Consider the following 17,455-nt stretch of genomic DNA (forward strand, 5'->3'; position numbering starts at 1 on the left):
ATGTGTTCGAAAGAATCCAGAGCCATAAACAAAAAGACCTCTACCAGCTCCTACCCTCAAACTGGGAAGAATACCGTCCTAAATAAAATCCCCTTATTTAACAAGACGGGGTTTGTCGGAGGGATACTATTGAGCTTTAATAAAAAAATATCTGCAACTTCGATTTTAGCATTAAAAGATGCTCTAGTCGCCATCTATTACCGAAAGAAAGACTTGAGGCAATTTATCGAATTGACAATTGAAAATACTGCTATTGTGCCAACTATAGATTGGACTGAAAACCTTAAATATGAAAGTGTTTCTCAATTAATTGATAGAATGGTCAAACGTCAAGACTTTTATCAAACCGACTTATTAAAATTGATACAGGAAGTTGGGAATATGAATGACTTCACTCATTTAGAATATTGGGAAAAAGAAAACAAAGGATTAATCAAAAAAGCGGAAGCTGCTGTCTCTAAATTAAGACAGCAAGCGAAAGGTTACTTTGATACAATTGAGGAATTAAAAAAGGCGGAAGAAAGAAGGGAAACTACTAAAGAGAAATTAAAAGATAGTATTGCATACCAACAAAAACTAAATGAACTGAAAATGGAATTTTATCAAATTGCATCTAATTCCAATTCTCAACAAAAAGGGTTTCAATTCGAAAAGTTTTTAAATAGGCTATTTATTTTCTTTGATTTAGACCCCAAAATCGGCTTTTAAGGTTATAGGAGAGCAAATTGATGGAGCATTTACCTTTGATAATGCAGATTATCTTTTAGAGGCTAAATGGCAAGAAAAAGCTATTAATGCTTCTGATTTGTATACTTTCAGAGGGAAAATACAAGGCAAACTAAAAAATACATTAGGATTGTTTATTTCTCTTGGACCATATTCGCCAGAATGTACAGAAACAGGAAGTCCAGTTCTAAAATCAATGATCTTAATGGACGGAATGGATTTAATGCAAGTACTAGAAGGTAGAATAAAACTAAATGATATGATTTTAATCAAAAGACGCCACGCTTCACAAACGGGAGACATTTATTATAAAATGAGATAAAATGATAAATCAAGAAATACAAGACTTTTGTGAAAAATGGATTGAGAAAGCAAAGGCATATAGCAATGACAATTTGCAAGACGTATTTGACAAATTCTTTACTCTTTTTGTTGTCTATAATCGTCTATATGTTGAAGCTACATTCAGAATGTCAAACAAAGGAGAGATAAATATTCAGAACAGAAATTCATTTCCTGACTCACAAGCAGCAAAAAATTATGTAATACAGTATCTTAATAGTAATACGATAAATAACGCTTTTAATGTTGACGAGAATTGTACTCACGCAATCGAAAGACTTAAAGTCATAATAAGGGATCAAGAGTTCAACATCAAACTGAATATGGTAACCGGATTTCCTGAAAGGGAAAAGGATTTAGAACTTCTTACGAAATTGGAGGCAAATCATACTGATAGAAAAATTAAGGCAATAGCAGACTTTATTTATTCTATCAGATGTAATGTATTTCACGCCCAAAAGGGATATGTCCAGAATCAAGTTAACGTTTTAAATCCTGTTAATACAATTCTGATGAAGTTAATTGACTTGCTGTTTGATAAGTTGAAAAATGAATAAAAAACGAAATGCCAACATTGTATAAGCGTAATTCGGGGAAACTGCTAAAATTAAGAATTTCTGCTCTTATGAAACTTTACGGTGGGCGGATAGTGAATTGCTTCAAAACCCCGAACTACGCTTATACCTGACCGTTGTGGTGCATTTAAAAAAAGACAATGACAGAGAAAATAATTCTTTATGCGATAATAGGAATAGCGGTTTCGACCGCGCTTGCATTCCTGACAAAAGCGACAGGAAAATCGGTTGCTATTGACGAGAGTGGACAGTTCAATTTAAGAATGAATAAACTTTACGGAATCATGGGGGTAATTGGTTTGGTTTTCGGTTTACTATTCCTGATTTTCCTTCCATTGACAACTGAACCTAGTGACAGCGGAATTTGGATGGCAGTTATTCTAATGCTGCTAATTTTTTGGGGAACAGGAATTCCTTGTTTAATGTATTATCGAAATCACAGAGTCACATTTGACGACAATTCGATAGTTGCGACAAGCGTGTATGGAAAAATCAGAGAAATCAAATGGGCTGACGTTGTAGATATTAGATTTAAAGCTATGTCGGGACTATTGATTCTGACTACAAAAGACGAAAAGGTGAAAGTTCACCAGCATTTAGTTGGACTTTCCAAGTTCATTGAGTTCGTTGAGAATAAAACGAAATGGACTCATAAAGAGTTGAAAATACCAATAGGAAAAAAATAAAAAACGACACCACAACAGCGTATATAACTTATGGCGGGGAAAGTGGAAATTCAGGCTTTGTTCTTTTAAGTAAATTTGTTGCAAGCCAACAGGAAAGTGCTTCGAAATCCGCCACTGCGCCAAGGTGTGCTGTGAATGGCCAACAATCGTAGGTTGGCCAATGCTGTATAGAAGATGATGGTCGGCCCATCAGTATCGGCTTTCAAGAGCAGGTACTAAACCGCCTCTCGGTGCTTGGACAGTAATTGAAAGGTGCTGAACAGTAAGGGGAAAAGGCTGTCCAGAACAGTCAGGTATGAGTTAGGGAGGCAAACGCAAGTGAACCTGTGATGAAGCTGTGAGATAGTGGCTATGCTTTGTCAAAAGCTTGTATTCTTTGCTACAAGTGAAAAGCTGTAACGGGTGCTTGATTATTGGTTACAGGGCAAACGCAGTTGAGCAGGTGCGAACCTAATTCAGGCTTTTATACGGAACTCAGGAAGTCCTTATAGAATGCAAAGAGAACGGCACAAGTGGGAAGTACCCACGAGGCTTACAGTATCGATGTTTATAAGGATGACGGATGCTGTTGTAGTAGCGATGAAGTGTTTGTAATGAACATGGAGCGAAGGACGGCAGACATACAGTTTCAAGTATTTAGACAACTTATTAGAGTAAGGATGACAGACTTATTTGAAACAAAATCAAAACCGATTCCGATAACCAAAGACATGGTTCGGGAAGCCTATCGTAAGGTCAGGGCAAACAAAGGCAGTGCAGGGGTAGATGAGATTTCACTGAAAACATTTGATGAGAACCTATCAAAGAACCTGTACAAGATTTGGAACCGAATGGCGAGCGGAAGCTACTTTCCCAAGCCCGTGAAAGAGGTTATCATACCCAAGAGCAATGGGGGCGAACGAAAATTGGGTATTCCGAGCATCAGCGACAGAATAGCCCAGGAAGTAGTGAAAACCTATCTCGAACCACGATTAGAAGCAGCGTTTCTACCCCAATCGTATGGGTACAGACCCCACAAATCGGCACACCAGGCATTGGAGGAAGTACGTTCCAATGTACGTCTGTATGCTTGGGTCTTAGACATGGACATCAAGAGTTTCTTTGACGAAGTCAGCCACGAGTTGCTGATGAAAGCCGTGGAAAAGCATGTGCCGGAAAAGTGGGTGAGAATGTACATCCGACGATGGTTGGAAGCACCTGTACAAACCAAAGAAGGACTGGTTCAAAAGCAAGGACAGGGCACCCCGCAAGGCGGTGTCATCAGCCCCTTGCTGGCCAATTTATTCCTGCATTATGTGCTGGACAAATGGATAGAAAAGACCTTTCCTACCGTAAAATTTGTGCGGTATGCGGACGATATCGTGGTGCATTGCAAAAGCGAAAACCAAAGCCATTATGTTCTGGAGGGCATCAGACGGAGACTGGGTGAATGCAAACTTCGGTTAAGCGAAGAGAAGACTAGGATAACCTATTGCCAAGACTACCGCCGTGAAAAGCGGAAGGATTACCCGAAGAAGTTTGATTTTCTGGGGCACACGTTCAAGCCTATGTCAAAGAAGAGCAATAGGGATACAGGCGTTTTCTTGGGCTTTGATTGCCAAATGAGCATGAAGTCACGCAGCCGGATCATCGGTTCCTGGAAGGAAATGAACTTTCACAGAGAGAGTACATGGACTATCCAGGATATTGCCAAAGTGGTAAACAGTAAATCCAGAGGGTTGATCAACTATTTTGGCAAGATGGAAAACCGGATGCTGGAAAGGCTGTTCCGGCATTTGGACTATCGCATCGCAAAGTGGGTAAAGAAGAAGTTTAAGAGATTACGAAGCTACCAAAAAGCATTCAATTGGCTGCGGGACATCAGGTCAGGCTATCCCAATATGTTTGTCCATTGGTCAATCAGTAAAATCTGAATGATTGTATGTCAGGAGCCGTGTGAGTCGAGAGGTTCATGCACGGATCTGTGAGAGGCTTGGGCTGAAATGCGCTTGCCTACTCGACCCCAAAACCGTTATGGGCATTTTAAAGACAGAACATCTGAAAACATTTTGAACATTTGAAGTATGAAAATATTTAAGCGAACGGAAAATATTATCATTTTGACGTTATGGTTGACAATACTATCCACATATCCCTACGCACTTTTAAATGATTACAATTTATTCTTATCAGACTATCTAGGACTAGCAGGTTTGACAATTGTGACGTTGATAGCTTTTTATATTCCAAAAATGACTTTTAAGAGCTTAATGGTTTTACTATTTTTTGGACTATTCAACTTGTTTTCATTTATCTATTTCATCAATTTGGTTTTTACATTTGGTTTTGCGTCAATAGTATCACCTGGAATTCAATTACTATCATTGATTCTTCTCTTGATATTAGCATTTAAAAGACAAGGTGAACTTGGTATCATTTGGACAAATTTATTTGGGCAAACTGACGAAGAAATACAACAGAATAAGGATAGAATGAAAGATTCTTTCAAAGTAAAATTTATCAACTTGTCAGACAAAGAAATTGAGAATAGACTACAAAATGACTTGGTTGGAGAAGCGAGAAAGGCTCTAATTGAAATACAGAATGAAAGGAAAAACGCCCTATAACAGCCGTTTTGCAAAAGCGGGGGTTTCGTACTTCTATGACAGTGAAGTACGAAATTCAAGCTTTGTGTATCTAATGAAATTTAGTGCTAAAAATCCCCGCCTCCGCCAAGGTGTGCTGTGAATGGCCAACAATCGTAGGTTGGCCAATGCTGTATAGAAGATGATGGTCGGCCCATCAGTATCGGCTTTCAAGAGCAGGTACTAAACCGCCTCTCGGTGCTTGGACAGTAATTGAAAGGTGCTGAACAGTAAGGGGAAAAGGCTGTCCAGAACAGTCAGGTATGAGTTAGGGAGGCAAACGCAAGTGAACCTGTGATGAAGCTGTGAGATAGTGGCTATGCTTTGTCAAAAGCTTGTATTCTTTGCTACAAGTGAAAAGCTGTAACGGGTGCTTGATTATTGGTTACAGGGCAAACGCAGTTGAGCAGGTGCGAACCTAATTCAGGCTTTTATACGGAACTCAGGAAGTCCTTATAGAATGCAAAGAGAACGGCACAAGTGGGAAGTACCCACGAGGCTTACAGTATCGATGTTTATAAGGATGACGGATGCTGTTGTAGTAGCGATGAAGTGTTTGTAATGAACATGGAGCGAAGGACGGCAGACATACAGTTTCAAGTATTTAGACAACTTATTAGAGTAAGGATGACAGACTTATTTGAAACAAAATCAAAACCGATTCCGATAACCAAAGACATGGTTCGGGAAGCCTATCGTAAGGTCAGGGCAAACAAAGGCAGTGCAGGGGTAGATGAGATTTCACTGAAAACATTTGATGAGAACCTATCAAAGAACCTGTACAAGATTTGGAACCGAATGGCGAGCGGAAGCTACTTTCCCAAGCCCGTGAAAGAGGTTATCATACCCAAGAGCAATGGGGGCGAACGAAAATTGGGTATTCCGAGCATCAGCGACAGAATAGCCCAGGAAGTAGTGAAAACCTATCTCGAACCACGATTAGAAGCAGCGTTTCTACCCCAATCGTATGGGTACAGACCCCACAAATCGGCACACCAGGCATTGGAGGAAGTACGTTCCAATGTACGTCTGTATGCTTGGGTCTTAGACATGGACATCAAGAGTTTCTTTGACGAAGTCAGCCACGAGTTGCTGATGAAAGCCGTGGAAAAGCATGTGCCGGAAAAGTGGGTGAGAATGTACATCCGACGATGGTTGGAAGCACCTGTACAAACCAAAGAAGGACTGGTTCAAAAGCAAGGACAGGGCACCCCGCAAGGCGGTGTCATCAGCCCCTTGCTGGCCAATTTATTCCTGCATTATGTGCTGGACAAATGGATAGAAAAGACCTTTCCTACCGTAAAATTTGTGCGGTATGCGGACGATATCGTGGTGCATTGCAAAAGCGAAAACCAAAGCCATTATGTTCTGGAGGGCATCAGACGGAGACTGGGTGAATGCAAACTTCGGTTAAGCGAAGAGAAGACTAGGATAACCTATTGCCAAGACTACCGCCGTGAAAAGCGGAAGGATTACCCGAAGAAGTTTGATTTTCTGGGGCACACGTTCAAGCCTATGTCAAAGAAGAGCAATAGGGATACAGGCGTTTTCTTGGGCTTTGATTGCCAAATGAGCATGAAGTCACGCAGCCGGATCATCGGTTCCTGGAAGGAAATGAACTTTCACAGAGAGAGTACATGGACTATCCAGGATATTGCCAAAGTGGTAAACAGTAAATCCAGAGGGTTGATCAACTATTTTGGCAAGATGGAAAACCGGATGCTGGAAAGGCTGTTCCGGCATTTGGACTATCGCATCGCAAAGTGGGTAAAGAAGAAGTTTAAGAGATTACGAAGCTACCAAAAAAGCATTCAATTGGCTGCGGGACATCAGGTCAGGCTATCCCAATATGTTTGTCCATTGGTCAATCAGTAAAATCTGAATGATTGTATGTCAGGAGCCGTGTGAGTCGAGAGGTTCATGCACGGATCTGTGAGAGGCTTGGGCTGAAATGCGCTTGCCTACTCGACCGCCAAAACGTTACCGGCAAGCCAAACAAAACACATGAAAGCAAATATCATATGGAAAACCAAACGATACCTTCACATTGGAATTTGTCTAAAAAAATCGCATTCCGGTCGCCTGACCCGATTAGCGGTCATAGTAGGACGACCCGCGAAACAGACTGACAAAAAAGAAAATATGAAAAAAGTAGTTGCAGCAATGAACATGACACTTGACGGGTTTTGTGACCATACCTCAGGCGTCCCTGATGAAGAAATACACCAACATTACGCTGACCTGTTGAGAAGCGCCGATACCGCTTTATATGGCAGGATAACCTACCAGCTTATGGAATTTTGGCGAACCGTGCTGGAAAATCCCACAGGCGATAAAGCATTGGACGACTTTGCAGTCGCAATAGACAATACCCCGAAGATTGTTTTTTCCAGCACACTGAAAAATGTAGATTGGAAAAGTGCGAAATTAGCAAGTCAGGACCTTGAGAAAGAAGTTTTGGAACTCAAACAACAATCGGGCAAAGACATTTTTGTGTGCAGTCCGAGCTTGATTGTAGCTTTGACGAAACTTAATTTAATAGACGAATATCAACTTTGTGTTCACCCTGTTATCGCAGGAAGTGGTTTGCCGTTATTTAAAAACATCAGCGAAAAAATTATGCTTAAACTCATAAAGACCAAAACGTTTAGCGGTGGTGCAGTCATTCTTTATTATGAACCGACATCACAAAAAACAACTAAGCGCTAACAAGGATTTCCAAAGGCGGGGGCAGAACGACTTTGACGGGATAGTGCCCAAGAATATAATATTTAACGAACCCCAATGAAAAAGACCCATGAGCCAACTGGCTCAGGTCGGGCTCGATTGCCCCGATTACTCCGGCAGACCCCAGCGAAGTGCTTGTGGAGATTGATCTTGGATTTTTGGATATCGGGTGGTTCTTGCCGGGTAAAAACTCAAGTGTTGACAAAAAAGGAATTTGCCGGGTTGAACAAAGAGCTGGTATAGTCTTCGTGATTGAACCGATGCGTTACTGGGTGTTTTCATCGGCGGTTAGCCGGTCTTCGAAGTAAAAAACAATCTAAAAATTTTGAATTTATTTTTCTTTATATAAATTTAGTTCGACACAAAATACATTATATGAAAAAAATTTTACGAATTACCCTTATGGTGAGTTTTCTGGCTTCATGTGCCGCACCTATTACTGTCAAAGTAAATAGCACACGGGAGGAAAAAATTCCTATGCGCGATTTCAATCTGGCATCAGTGATGATCGGCCCTATGGCCCAGCCTGTGATGCCGTTGGTCGATGCTGCAGCTTTTAATAAAAAGACAAACCAAATCGCCCATTTGATAATGGACGAAGAAGAAAGGATCATCGAGGAATATAAGCATATCCTGGTGAATACTTTGAATGGATATTTGTCTACTCAAATCGTAACGTCAAACCAGTTGGATCGGGAAATAAAAAGCCCTTATGTGGTTGAAAAAGGAATACAGACAGAAAACAAAAATTTCCCCATCGTTTTCTTCAGCGAGGGAGACCTTAACATAGCAGCTTTCGGAAAGGGGAAAAATGTCAATACCATTTTTAAAAATGATGAAACCCTCAAAGCCCGGGTAGGTGAAATAGCAGAAAAAATGGGGATCAGTAACATTGCTGTTTCATATAACCGCCTGGCTGTGGTAGGTGCCGGGGCTTTTGGAGCCTACGGTACGATCACGCTCCAGTCTTACCTCTTTGTTTATGACGCTTTTGGAAATATGTTAATTGATGTGGAGGGGTGGACCAAGCCAGAACCTATTAAAGGCAAAGACCTCATCGAATACAAGGTACAGTTACACAAGTTCGAAGTGTTGGCGGCGGAAATGTCGAGGAGATTGGCAGAATATATTCAGAAAGTTTAGTGGTGATGAGGTGTCTGTTGTTTCTTTTTGTGCTTTCGTTTTTTTCGATCACAAAATTACCTGCGCAGGCTTCATTGAATTTACCACCCCTGGATAGCTATTCGAAAGCCAAAATAGGGTTAAAAAATTTCGCCCAGTTAAAGGCTACCGACTTAAGGATCGGGCAAGACAGTCTTATATTCCACTCCGGCGGAATCATACATGTAGTGCCTTTTACTGAAGTTAATTACATCCGGGTAAAAGAAGGCAATAAGGCGGCTATGGGCGGACTTATGGGAGCCGGTGTGATGTTGCTGGTGTCCGGCAACGCTGTGATGCAAACAAGATCAGATCCATTCAATCCCTTTCAGGAAAGCACCGCTGGCATGGTCACGCTGTTTGCGCTATCCGGCGCAGGTATAGGGGCGTTGACTGGATTGACCTTCCCTAAAGAATACAGCTACTATCTGCATGTTCATAAGTAGTTTCCCGGCGTTTTACCAGTGTCGTGCCATGTTTACTTTGAGCATCCTGTTCCGCCCGCGACGATGCAATCCTGTGCGCTATCTTCCCCGCCGCGGCGAGGACTCAATGTTATTGAGTTAAAATGGCTAGAATGCAAAAAAACATCACAATCATGATTTATAATATTTTAAACGGAGATTCTCTTGCCTACAGTTTTCCTGACACTAAAATTGAAGGAGACATCATCGTTGCTAGAGAAGCACTTATTGACGGAGACTTGTCAGGCGATGACCTGCAAGACTTCTGGCATTCAAGAGCCAAGTACCTGGAATTAACAGAAGCTGAGTATTACGACAAGGTTGTAAGTGAATTTGAAAGAATAATGAATGCGCCTGACGATTCCGAATTCAATCTTTGGTTTGAGTATGACTTATTCTGCCAGGTAAACATGTGGTTTATTATTTCAATCATCAATCGTTTGCCAGTAAAGAAAAAAGTTTATGCTGTTTATACTTCCTATCTGGACAGAAACCATAAACATTTTTGGAATGGATTTGGACCGGCTAATTCAAGCCAGCTTCAAGTTTGTTTTGCCGATAGAATTCTTTTAAGTGATGCTGACTTACAATTAGGACAGGAATTATGGACAGCCTATAAAGACAATAACTTTGAAGAATTAATTCGCCTTTCAAAAAATCAATCTTTTGCTTTTCCATATCTGCAAGAAGTGGTAAAAGCACATATTGACCGTTTTCCAAAAGATGGCACAAAAGGAAGGCCTGAAAGGGTTATTGAAGACATTACGAAGAATATTTCTACTGACTTTCCTAAAGTGTTCAAAGAATTTTGGAACAGAGAAAGCATTTATGGTTTTGGTGACACTCAATTAAAAAGTCTATATGACAAAGTAATGCACAACCGCTGACAAAAGTGTATGTGCCCATTGCAGGTGCGGTACAAATTTGTAGTTTAGTTTTCAAAGAATGTTCGGTCGCGTGGGATTGTTTCGGAGTAATCGCGCAAATCAATCGTTCCTCCTTTATTTGCCCTCCAAGCCCGCAACGTTACCTACTCAAAATGTTACCTGCAAGCATATCACACAACCTACTGGCAAAAATGACATCCAAATACCTTCTTTTACTAACTGTCTTACTTTCATTTATCTCAGGCTGCTCACCAAACAAGCGGCCGGACAAATATTCAACGGATTTAAGTAAAAATGATATTATTTTACGGGACGACTTTAAAAAGTACTTTGACAATTGTGGCCTTGACGGTGCTGTAGCTATCTATGACTTAAAGCTGCAGCAATGGATTGTGTCTGACACGGCGGAAATAAAAACTGAAACCCTTCCTGCTTCTACCTTTAAAATTATCAATCTGTTAATAGCGCTTGAAACAAGAACAATTACTGACGAAAAAGAAATAGTCAACTGGGTTGGTGGTACAGACACCGTTAAATATGGATACAGACCGGAGATTTATCACCATATGTCGGTAAAGGAAGCCTTTGAATTATCAGCAGGTTGGGTATTTGTTGAACTTGCAAAGAAAATCGGAAAAGACAAATACAAAGAATTCCTTACAAAGTGCAGGTATGGAAATAACAACCTGACCCAAAAAGACGCCGACTTTTGGAATTTCGGAGAATTTGCAATTTCGCCTAAAAATCAGGTTGAGTTTTTACATGCTTTGTATGAAGAAACGCTACCCTTTTCTAAGCGGAACATGGACATTGTGAAAAATGTAATGATTACAGAACAGACAGAAGATTATACCATAAGCGCAAAGACGGGTTGGACACGGGAAAACAATATCAATACAGGTTGGTGGACAGGATATATTGAAACAAAAAATGGCACTTACATTTTTGCAACCAGACTTCTGCAGGACAGAAAACTTTACAGGCCGGATTTTGGTAGTTGTAGAAAAGAAATTACAAAAAAGATATTTAAAGACTTAGGGATCATTATATAAAATCTATTTCTGGCTGAAGGCCAGTGCTTAAAATCGAAGGGTATATTGGAGGACCCAATTTAGAACCAGGGTGGCGCTGCACGTCGTCAAAAGCTCTCCTCAATCAATTCCTTGTTGATGGCCGCGCCGGCTTTGGTTCCGGAGGCGGCGGCTATTGATACCGCCCGGAAAAAGCTGACATTGTCGCCGGCTGCGAAAATGCCGGGGAGGGATGTCCTTTGGAATTCGTCGGTTTTGATCAATCCGTGTTCGGTCAGTTCACAACCCATTTGTGCCGGAATGTCGCAATGTTGCTTAAATTCTGCCCTGGCAAATAGGGCCGAAACTTGGTGATCCGATCCGTCCGAAAACACCACTTTGTCAAGATAGCCTTCCCGGTGTTCAAAAGCCAGGATTTCTTTTTCGATAACTTCGATCTGATGGGATCGGATTTTGGCCGTTTCTTCCCGGGTCAATGTGGATTTGCCATTGGTGAAAAGGACCAGTTGACCGGACCAGTTGCTGAGATGCCGGCAAAACTCAAAAGTCATGGGACCATTGCCCAGCAGCCCGATTTTTTGGTGCCTCGCCTCGTAACCATGGCAGTAGGGGCAATGCAGGACGGATTTTCCCCAGCAAGCGGCAAAGCCATCAATGTCCGGCATGATGTCAAAGACGCCCGTGGCAAAAAGCAGCTTTTGGGCGGTAAAAGTCCCGTTTCCATGGGTTTTGATTTCAAATCCCCCTTCGGTTTTCGTTCCGGATATGGCCAGCCCATGGTGGAATTCCACCGTGTTATACTTCAGGACCTGAGCTTTGGCGGCTTCCGCGATTTCCCGGGGAGCCATACCATCCTGGGTGATGAAGTTATGGGAGTGAGGGGTGGGGGAATTGCAGGGCTTGCCGCTATCGATGACCAGCACTCTGCGCAGGGATCGGCCCAGGGTCAGGGCGGCGGACAGTCCCGCATAACTTCCGCCCACGATGATCACCTCAAAATCCATTTTGTTTTTCATGGGATTGGTTGTAAATGTAAAAGTAACATGTTGATTATTTTATGCAACAGTGTTGCAATATAAGTGGTTCCGGTGTTGAATCAAATGTCAACCTTTTCAAAAAAAACAATGTGACTTGTCATAAGCGTTTTTTCTACCGGCGCAATCGACCAAAGCGGGCGGGCCAGCAGAAAACCGAGGGGGTGTGGACCTCGCGGGGTGAAGGATCTTTTTGCCTTATTCCGATAGCTTTCGGAATTGGTATCCCGAAAACTCTGCGCACCCGAACCAAAAGTACAGGTAAGAAAGGGTTACAAAAGCCCCACGTTACTTTGAATACACGCTAAAAAAACCTGCGTCAATGAACTATCGTCAAGAGGCTACTTTTGATGCAGGCAAAGACTGTTTCCGTCCAGGTCTTTTAACCACGCAAATTTTCCCCAAGGTGTCTCATCAATTTTACCAACCTCAATTCCCTTGTTATTCAGTTCTTTGATTTTGACATCAATGTTTTCAGTTTCACAAATAATTCCCGGAAACCCAGCCAATGAAATGGTGGTATTGCTATCCGGCAATCCCATCTGTATCCACGTTTCACCGTGTGCACCAGGGGCTTCAACAATGAGCTGAAAACCAAGTTTCAAATAAAACTCTTTGGCTTTTTGCCTATCTGCCACAGGCACCATAATAATTTCTACCGATTGCCGAATGGGCAATTCAAATCAATAGCATTCGGGCATCTTTCCAAAAATAAAGTAATCGATCAAAAGTACTACATCTGTGAACCGGCCAGTGCCGGAGGACTTTGGAGTACACCAAGTGACATTGCCCATTTTTTAATTGAAATGCAGCTTTCCTTAAAAGGGCAATCGGCCGCAAAGTAGTACGCCACCCTATCCATCCTTTTGTTTACAGATATTTTCTTTTTCAAGTATAATTAATTAACTTTATATACGGTAAAACGAATTTTATGTACTCCGGCGCGTGATTTTCATCCATTCGAGCAGGTGGACGGTTGGTGGGAAAACCACATTGTTAAATGGGTTGAACAGGTCTCTTTCTGTGACGGTGAATTGTCACAGAAAACAGTAATCTTCTCTTCGGAAATCGGGACTTTATTTCAAGTAGAAAGATGCCACTTTTCATGGATTTTCACAAGTTTGACCACGTCACCATTGAGGACGTGAGGAAGGCCCATTTGGCTGATCTGGCCACACAGGGAAAGTATGGGGTAAAATACTACCAGTTCTGGGTCAACGAGGAAGAAGGGACCGTTTTTTGCCTGATGGAGGGGCCTGATGCCGAAACCTGCGCCCTGGTACATCGGCTTGCACATGGAAATGTGGCCTGCGCCATCAGCGAGGTCGAGCCGGGATTTTTCAAACTGGCCATGGGCGGAGACAACTGGGTGGATGAGGGCCTCACCGTCAAGGGCGAGGGGAGAGCCGATTTGGGATACCGGAGTATGCTCCTGGTCGCCATCACCGGATTTACCCGGGCCAGGGGTTTTGATGATCTGGATGCTTTTCAAATCCCCCATTGGGCGAGGGATGTGGTGCATCAGAACACCGAAAAATTCCGCGGGCGAAAAGTTCCCTGGCCGCATGACGATAGTCTTGTTGCCTTGTTCAGTGAAGCTTCCGACGCCCTGAATTGCGCCAAAACCATTCAGGAAGAGCTGCTGTCTGAAGCTCACCAAAAGCCGGAAGTGCTTTTTAGAATGGGGTTGAGTACCAGTCAGCCTGTCACCGAAAACGGAAATTTCCTTCAGGAAGCCATCCGCTTTTCACACCGGCTCGCCCATGCGGCCAAAAAGAACCAGTTGCTGATCGACTCCCTGACCGGAAAGCTGTGTATCAGGGAAATCGGGGAACTGATCCGGGCAAGGTTGATGAATCGCAGGGAGGAAACCTTTCTCTCCGAGGTTTTCGATGTGATGGAAGGCAACCTGGCGAGTGAGGAGTTTGGGGTACAGAGCCTATGCAAATCGGTGGGGGTCAGCAGCCCGCAACTGTACCGCAGGATTACCGGCATCACGGGGCGTTCCCCCAACGAATTTCTCCGCGACATTCGAATGGAACGGGCGCGGGCTTTACTCCGGCAGAAGGCCGGAAACATCACCCAGGTGGCCATGGAGGTGGGTTATAACAACCCGTCTTACTTTGCCAAATGCTTCAAGGAAAAATATGGATTCAGTCCTTCGGTGGTGAAGTAGTATGGTTTGTACTTCATGGATGATAGTGAATGGGATCGCGAAACACCAGGCCACCTTTGATCAACTATTTGGGAAATATTTTATTCAGGAAAAATATCAAAGGGAGGAATATCCAGTGTTTGCTTCCTTTAAATAACACGGGGCCGATGTGAGCCTGCCGGTGTATTCCTTTGCTTTACCGCCCGCCCGCCGTGGCGGGTGCGGCACCTTTGTAGCAGATGGCGCTGCACCCATCCCCAGAGCTCGCCCCGGAGGGGCGAAACCTTTTTGCATGTTGAAATTGAACATATATATCAATGGGGGTCTCATCCCCAATGAACGATTTGTGGTAGCTTTTGAATGATGCAAGGTGGCTGAGGCATTTTAACGGACATAACTTTGTTTTAAATGGTTTTGCTGAGTGAGGACTTCCCTGTTCAGCAAGGAATTTTTACCCCAAACTGTTCAGATCATGACAACTACCCTCATCATAGGAGAGCAATCCCTTCAGGACTTCCAAACGACTTTTCGCGGAGCGCTCATCACCCCGGATCATAAAAGCTATGACGACTGTCGAGCCCTTTACAATGGCATGATCGACAAGCACCCCGCCCTGATCGCCCAATGTACCGGTGTTGCAGATGTCATGGCAGCGGTAAACTTCGGACGAGACAATAATCTCCTCACCGCCATTCGTGGTGGCGGGCACAATGGTCCCGGCCTGGGGAGTTGTGACGACGGGCTGGTGATCGACCTGTCCCGGATGAAGGGCATACGGGTAGACCCCGAATCCCAAACCGTCCGGGTGGAAGCAGGCTGCACCACCGGCGATCTGGATCATGCGACGCATGCCTTTGGACTGGCCGTACCCACCGGGATCATCTCCACCACCGGCATTGCCGGGCTCACCCTGGGTGGGGGGCATGGCTATCTGAGCCGCCAATACGGCCTGACCATCGACAACCTGCTGGAAGTCGATATGGTCCTGGCGGATGGGAGCTTTGTCTCGGCCAATCGCGGGGTGCACGAAGACCTCTTCTGGGCCATCCGGGGTGGCGGCGGCAACTTCGGCGTGGTCACCAGCTTCGTATTTCAACTGCATCCGGTCAGCAGGGTCTATGCCGGTCCTGTGGCATGGAAACTGGCAGATGCCCGGCATATTATGAAGGCCTACCGGGAGTTTTTAAGCCAAGCGCCAGAGAAACTCGGCGCATTTCTGGGCTTGAAAACCATCCTGTCCACGGCTCCCTTCCCGGAAGAAATATGGGGAGAACGGATCTGCCTTATCATGTTCTGCTACAATGGCAATGAAGACGACGCAAGAGAGGTGATCGCCCCACTGCTGGACAAGTTGCCCAAACCCCTCCTCAACTGGCTCCAGCCCTTGCCTTACCCAACCGTGCAGGCGATGTTTGACCCGCTATACCCAAAAGGCTACCAGTGGTACTGGAACGGGGATTTTGTCCGGGAACTGACCGATGAGGCTATCGAAAAACACATTGAAAATGCGGCAAATGCCCCCAGCGAGTTTTGTGCCATGCACCTGTACCCCATCGATCGGGCGGTACAGCGGGTAGGCTCTGGGGATACCGCCTGGTCCCGCCGGGACGCCACCTGGTCCATGGTGATCGTGGGAATAGATCCGGAACCGGAAAAGGCAGATGAACTCAAGGACTGGAGCCGGAACTACCGGGAATCCCTTAGTCCATTTAACGGCAATGGCGCCTATATCAACTTTATGATGGAGGAGGGCGGGGAACGGATAAAAGCCTTCTACGGCGCCAATTATGACGGGTTGGTGGAAATAAAAAGAAAATACGATCCGGAAAATTTCTTCCGGGTAAACCAGAATATCAAGCCATGAAACCGAGCGTGACGCAAGCGGCACACACTGAGATGCCCCGATAGCCCCGATAGCTATCGGGGGGGAAAACATGCGAGATTCCCCCGAAACAAGTTCGGGGCAGGCTATCTGACCTTTAAAAAACAATTATAAACAGATGAAATCGAGCATGACGGAAGCGACACAAACTGGGATGATTATCTATCATGCGAGATTCCTTATGGCCTATTGAGAAAAAATTATAACCATATGAAAAGGAAAATTGCTTTGGCTGTTACAATAGGGGTAGCGCTATCCCTTGCTTCATGTAATGTTACTTCAAAACAGGGTTCAGACACTATGAAAATGCAATCGGAAGTTATGGGTAATGGCTCCCCTATTGTCCTTGTACCAGGCGGCTTAACCGGATGGGCGAGTTGGGAACCTTTTGTAGAAGGGTTTTCTAAAGACAGAACCGTCATTAGGGTCCAACTATTGGGGGTTCAATTCGGCTTGGAGAACCGACCGCTGCCGGAAGATTATTCGGTAAAGATGGAAAGTGGTGCCTTGGCGGCAACGCTGGATGCTTTAGGATACCAAATGCCGGTAGATGTGGTTGCATGGTCCTATGGCGCATTTACAGCGCTTGATTATGCACTTGACAACCCTGACAGAATCCGAACATTGACCTTGATTGAACCGCCCGCGATGTGGGTGCTTCGTGCTACGGGAAAATGGAACCAGGAAGCGCAGGAAATGGCTGAGTTCAGCCGGTCCTTTCAAGATGAAGTCACCGAAGATATGCTTGCGGAGTTTTTAAAAAATGCCGGATTTGTACAGCCCGGCCAATCCGCGAGAGAATTGCTTCAATGGGATCATTGGGTGCCTTTTAGGCGTTCGTTGCGCATCAATCCTTATACAGTGACCCATCAGGACGAGGTGGGCCGGTTGAAATCATTTCAATCGCCCACTATGCTGGTAAAAGGCACCGGTTCCTCACCATTTCTGCATCAGATCATCGACGGGCTTTCCGAGCATATTCCCCATTCAACGGTGGTAGAATTTCCCGGCGGACATGCACCCCATCTCGTATCCCGTGACAGTTTCCTGGTTGAACTGGAAAGATTTCAAAGCCACGTTACCCAGCAATGATCATGAGAACGCTGTTTAGATTGACATTTCTAACCTGTTGGAGCGGGATTCGCCAGTCCGAGCTTGTCT

At 44.1% G+C, this 17,455-nt stretch carries 17 protein-coding genes; 15 read left to right on the top strand and 2 right to left on the bottom strand.

What is annotated here, in order from left to right:
• The 12 genes from ACFPFU_RS24105 to ACFPFU_RS24160 form a co-directional block, all read left to right on the top strand.
• Nucleotides 1-708, top strand: a 708-nt coding sequence (locus ACFPFU_RS24105) for a hypothetical protein (RefSeq protein ID WP_377069025.1), incomplete at its 5' end; no start/stop codon positions are given.
• A 16-nt stretch (nucleotides 709-724) separates the two neighbouring features.
• Nucleotides 725-1,048, top strand: coding sequence for a restriction endonuclease (locus ACFPFU_RS24110; protein ID WP_377069146.1), 324 nt, complete (start codon nucleotides 725-727; stop codon nucleotides 1,046-1,048).
• 1 nt (nucleotide 1,049) lies between these two features.
• Nucleotides 1,050-1,625: a hypothetical protein gene (locus tag ACFPFU_RS24115; RefSeq protein ID WP_377069027.1), complete on the top strand. Its 576-nt coding sequence runs from the start codon at nucleotides 1,050-1,052 to the stop codon at nucleotides 1,623-1,625.
• Nucleotides 1,626-1,783: 158 nt separating this feature from the next.
• Complete coding sequence (locus ACFPFU_RS24120; RefSeq protein WP_377069029.1) at nucleotides 1,784-2,329, top strand: hypothetical protein; 546 nt, start codon at nucleotides 1,784-1,786, stop codon at nucleotides 2,327-2,329.
• Between the two features lie 659 nt (nucleotides 2,330-2,988).
• Nucleotides 2,989-4,242: a group II intron reverse transcriptase/maturase gene (gene ltrA / locus ACFPFU_RS24125; RefSeq protein ID WP_377069031.1), complete on the top strand. Its 1,254-nt coding sequence runs from the start codon at nucleotides 2,989-2,991 to the stop codon at nucleotides 4,240-4,242.
• Nucleotides 4,243-4,392: 150 nt separating this feature from the next.
• The gene (locus ACFPFU_RS24130; protein WP_377069033.1) at nucleotides 4,393-4,935 is read left to right on the top strand and encodes a hypothetical protein; all 543 of its coding nucleotides are present in this window, start codon (nucleotides 4,393-4,395) and stop codon (nucleotides 4,933-4,935) included.
• 645 nt (nucleotides 4,936-5,580) lie between these two features.
• Entirely contained in the window at nucleotides 5,581-6,828 is a 1,248-nt protein-coding gene (gene ltrA, locus ACFPFU_RS24135) for a group II intron reverse transcriptase/maturase (protein WP_377069035.1), read from the top strand.
• A gap of 129 nt (nucleotides 6,829-6,957) precedes the next feature.
• Nucleotides 6,958-7,662, top strand: coding sequence for a dihydrofolate reductase family protein (locus ACFPFU_RS24140; protein WP_377069037.1), 705 nt, complete (start codon nucleotides 6,958-6,960; stop codon nucleotides 7,660-7,662).
• A gap of 393 nt (nucleotides 7,663-8,055) precedes the next feature.
• Entirely contained in the window at nucleotides 8,056-8,823 is a 768-nt protein-coding gene (locus tag ACFPFU_RS24145; RefSeq protein ID WP_377069039.1) for a hypothetical protein, read from the top strand.
• Between the two features lie 74 nt (nucleotides 8,824-8,897).
• On the top strand, nucleotides 8,898-9,287 hold the full coding sequence (locus tag ACFPFU_RS24150; RefSeq protein WP_377069041.1) for a hypothetical protein: 390 nt from the start codon (nucleotides 8,898-8,900) through the stop codon (nucleotides 9,285-9,287).
• Between the two features lie 131 nt (nucleotides 9,288-9,418).
• On the top strand, nucleotides 9,419-10,192 hold the full coding sequence (locus ACFPFU_RS24155) for a DUF1835 domain-containing protein (RefSeq protein ID WP_377069043.1): 774 nt from the start codon (nucleotides 9,419-9,421) through the stop codon (nucleotides 10,190-10,192).
• 191 nt (nucleotides 10,193-10,383) lie between these two features.
• The gene (locus ACFPFU_RS24160; protein WP_377069148.1) at nucleotides 10,384-11,244 is read left to right on the top strand and encodes a penicillin-binding transpeptidase domain-containing protein; all 861 of its coding nucleotides are present in this window, start codon (nucleotides 10,384-10,386) and stop codon (nucleotides 11,242-11,244) included.
• Nucleotides 11,245-11,330: 86 nt separating this feature from the next.
• Here ACFPFU_RS24160 and ACFPFU_RS24165 read toward each other — a convergent pair whose 3' ends face one another.
• The gene (locus ACFPFU_RS24165) at nucleotides 11,331-12,239 is read right to left on the bottom strand and encodes an NAD(P)/FAD-dependent oxidoreductase (RefSeq protein WP_377069045.1); all 909 of its coding nucleotides are present in this window, start codon (nucleotides 12,237-12,239) and stop codon (nucleotides 11,331-11,333) included.
• Nucleotides 12,240-12,598: 359 nt separating this feature from the next.
• Entirely contained in the window at nucleotides 12,599-12,904 is a 306-nt protein-coding gene (locus tag ACFPFU_RS24170) for a VOC family protein (protein WP_377069047.1), read from the bottom strand.
• 458 nt (nucleotides 12,905-13,362) lie between these two features.
• Between ACFPFU_RS24170 and ACFPFU_RS24175 the strand changes: the two genes are divergently transcribed.
• The 3 genes from ACFPFU_RS24175 (at nucleotide 13,363) to ACFPFU_RS24185 (ending at nucleotide 17,386) form a co-directional block, all read left to right on the top strand.
• Nucleotides 13,363-14,433: a nickel-binding protein gene (locus ACFPFU_RS24175; protein WP_377069049.1), complete on the top strand. Its 1,071-nt coding sequence runs from the start codon at nucleotides 13,363-13,365 to the stop codon at nucleotides 14,431-14,433.
• Nucleotides 14,434-14,884: 451 nt separating this feature from the next.
• Nucleotides 14,885-16,276, top strand: a complete 1,392-nt coding sequence (locus tag ACFPFU_RS24180) for an FAD-binding oxidoreductase (RefSeq protein ID WP_377069051.1) — start codon at nucleotides 14,885-14,887, stop codon at nucleotides 16,274-16,276.
• Nucleotides 16,277-16,504: 228 nt separating this feature from the next.
• Nucleotides 16,505-17,386 carry an alpha/beta fold hydrolase gene (locus ACFPFU_RS24185; RefSeq protein ID WP_377069053.1) on the top strand — a complete coding sequence of 294 codons (882 nt, stop codon included), beginning with the start codon at nucleotides 16,505-16,507 and terminating at the stop codon, nucleotides 17,384-17,386.
• Nucleotides 17,387-17,455: the final 69 nt, after the last annotated feature.

It is taken from the genome of Negadavirga shengliensis (genome assembly GCF_042652345.1).
Taxonomy (GTDB): Bacteria; Bacteroidota; Bacteroidia; order Cytophagales; family Cyclobacteriaceae; genus Negadavirga; species Negadavirga shengliensis.

What these genes read in the sequence shown, in the direction of transcription:
- ACFPFU_RS24115 (WP_377069027.1), top strand. Translation starts at nt 1,050, where the DNA reads ATGATAAATCAAGAAATACAAGACTTTTGTGAAAAATGGATTGAGAAA.
- ACFPFU_RS24120 (WP_377069029.1), top strand. Translation starts at nt 1,784, where the DNA reads ATGACAGAGAAAATAATTCTTTATGCGATAATAGGAATAGCGGTTTCG.
- ltrA (WP_377069031.1), top strand. Translation starts at nt 2,989, where the DNA reads ATGACAGACTTATTTGAAACAAAATCAAAACCGATTCCGATAACCAAA.
- ACFPFU_RS24130 (WP_377069033.1), top strand. Translation starts at nt 4,393, where the DNA reads ATGAAAATATTTAAGCGAACGGAAAATATTATCATTTTGACGTTATGG.
- ltrA (WP_377069035.1), top strand. Translation starts at nt 5,581, where the DNA reads ATGACAGACTTATTTGAAACAAAATCAAAACCGATTCCGATAACCAAA.
- ACFPFU_RS24140 (WP_377069037.1), top strand. Translation starts at nt 6,958, where the DNA reads ATGAAAGCAAATATCATATGGAAAACCAAACGATACCTTCACATTGGA.
- ACFPFU_RS24145 (WP_377069039.1), top strand. Translation starts at nt 8,056, where the DNA reads ATGAAAAAAATTTTACGAATTACCCTTATGGTGAGTTTTCTGGCTTCA.
- ACFPFU_RS24155 (WP_377069043.1), top strand. Translation starts at nt 9,419, where the DNA reads ATGCAAAAAAACATCACAATCATGATTTATAATATTTTAAACGGAGAT.
- ACFPFU_RS24160 (WP_377069148.1), top strand. Translation starts at nt 10,384, where the DNA reads ATGACATCCAAATACCTTCTTTTACTAACTGTCTTACTTTCATTTATC.
- ACFPFU_RS24165 (WP_377069045.1), bottom strand. Translation starts at nt 12,239, where the DNA reads ATGAAAAACAAAATGGATTTTGAGGTGATCATCGTGGGCGGAAGTTAT.
- ACFPFU_RS24170 (WP_377069047.1), bottom strand. Translation starts at nt 12,904, where the DNA reads ATGGTGCCTGTGGCAGATAGGCAAAAAGCCAAAGAGTTTTATTTGAAA.
- ACFPFU_RS24175 (WP_377069049.1), top strand. Translation starts at nt 13,363, where the DNA reads ATGGATTTTCACAAGTTTGACCACGTCACCATTGAGGACGTGAGGAAG.
- ACFPFU_RS24180 (WP_377069051.1), top strand. Translation starts at nt 14,885, where the DNA reads ATGACAACTACCCTCATCATAGGAGAGCAATCCCTTCAGGACTTCCAA.
- ACFPFU_RS24185 (WP_377069053.1), top strand. Translation starts at nt 16,505, where the DNA reads ATGAAAAGGAAAATTGCTTTGGCTGTTACAATAGGGGTAGCGCTATCC.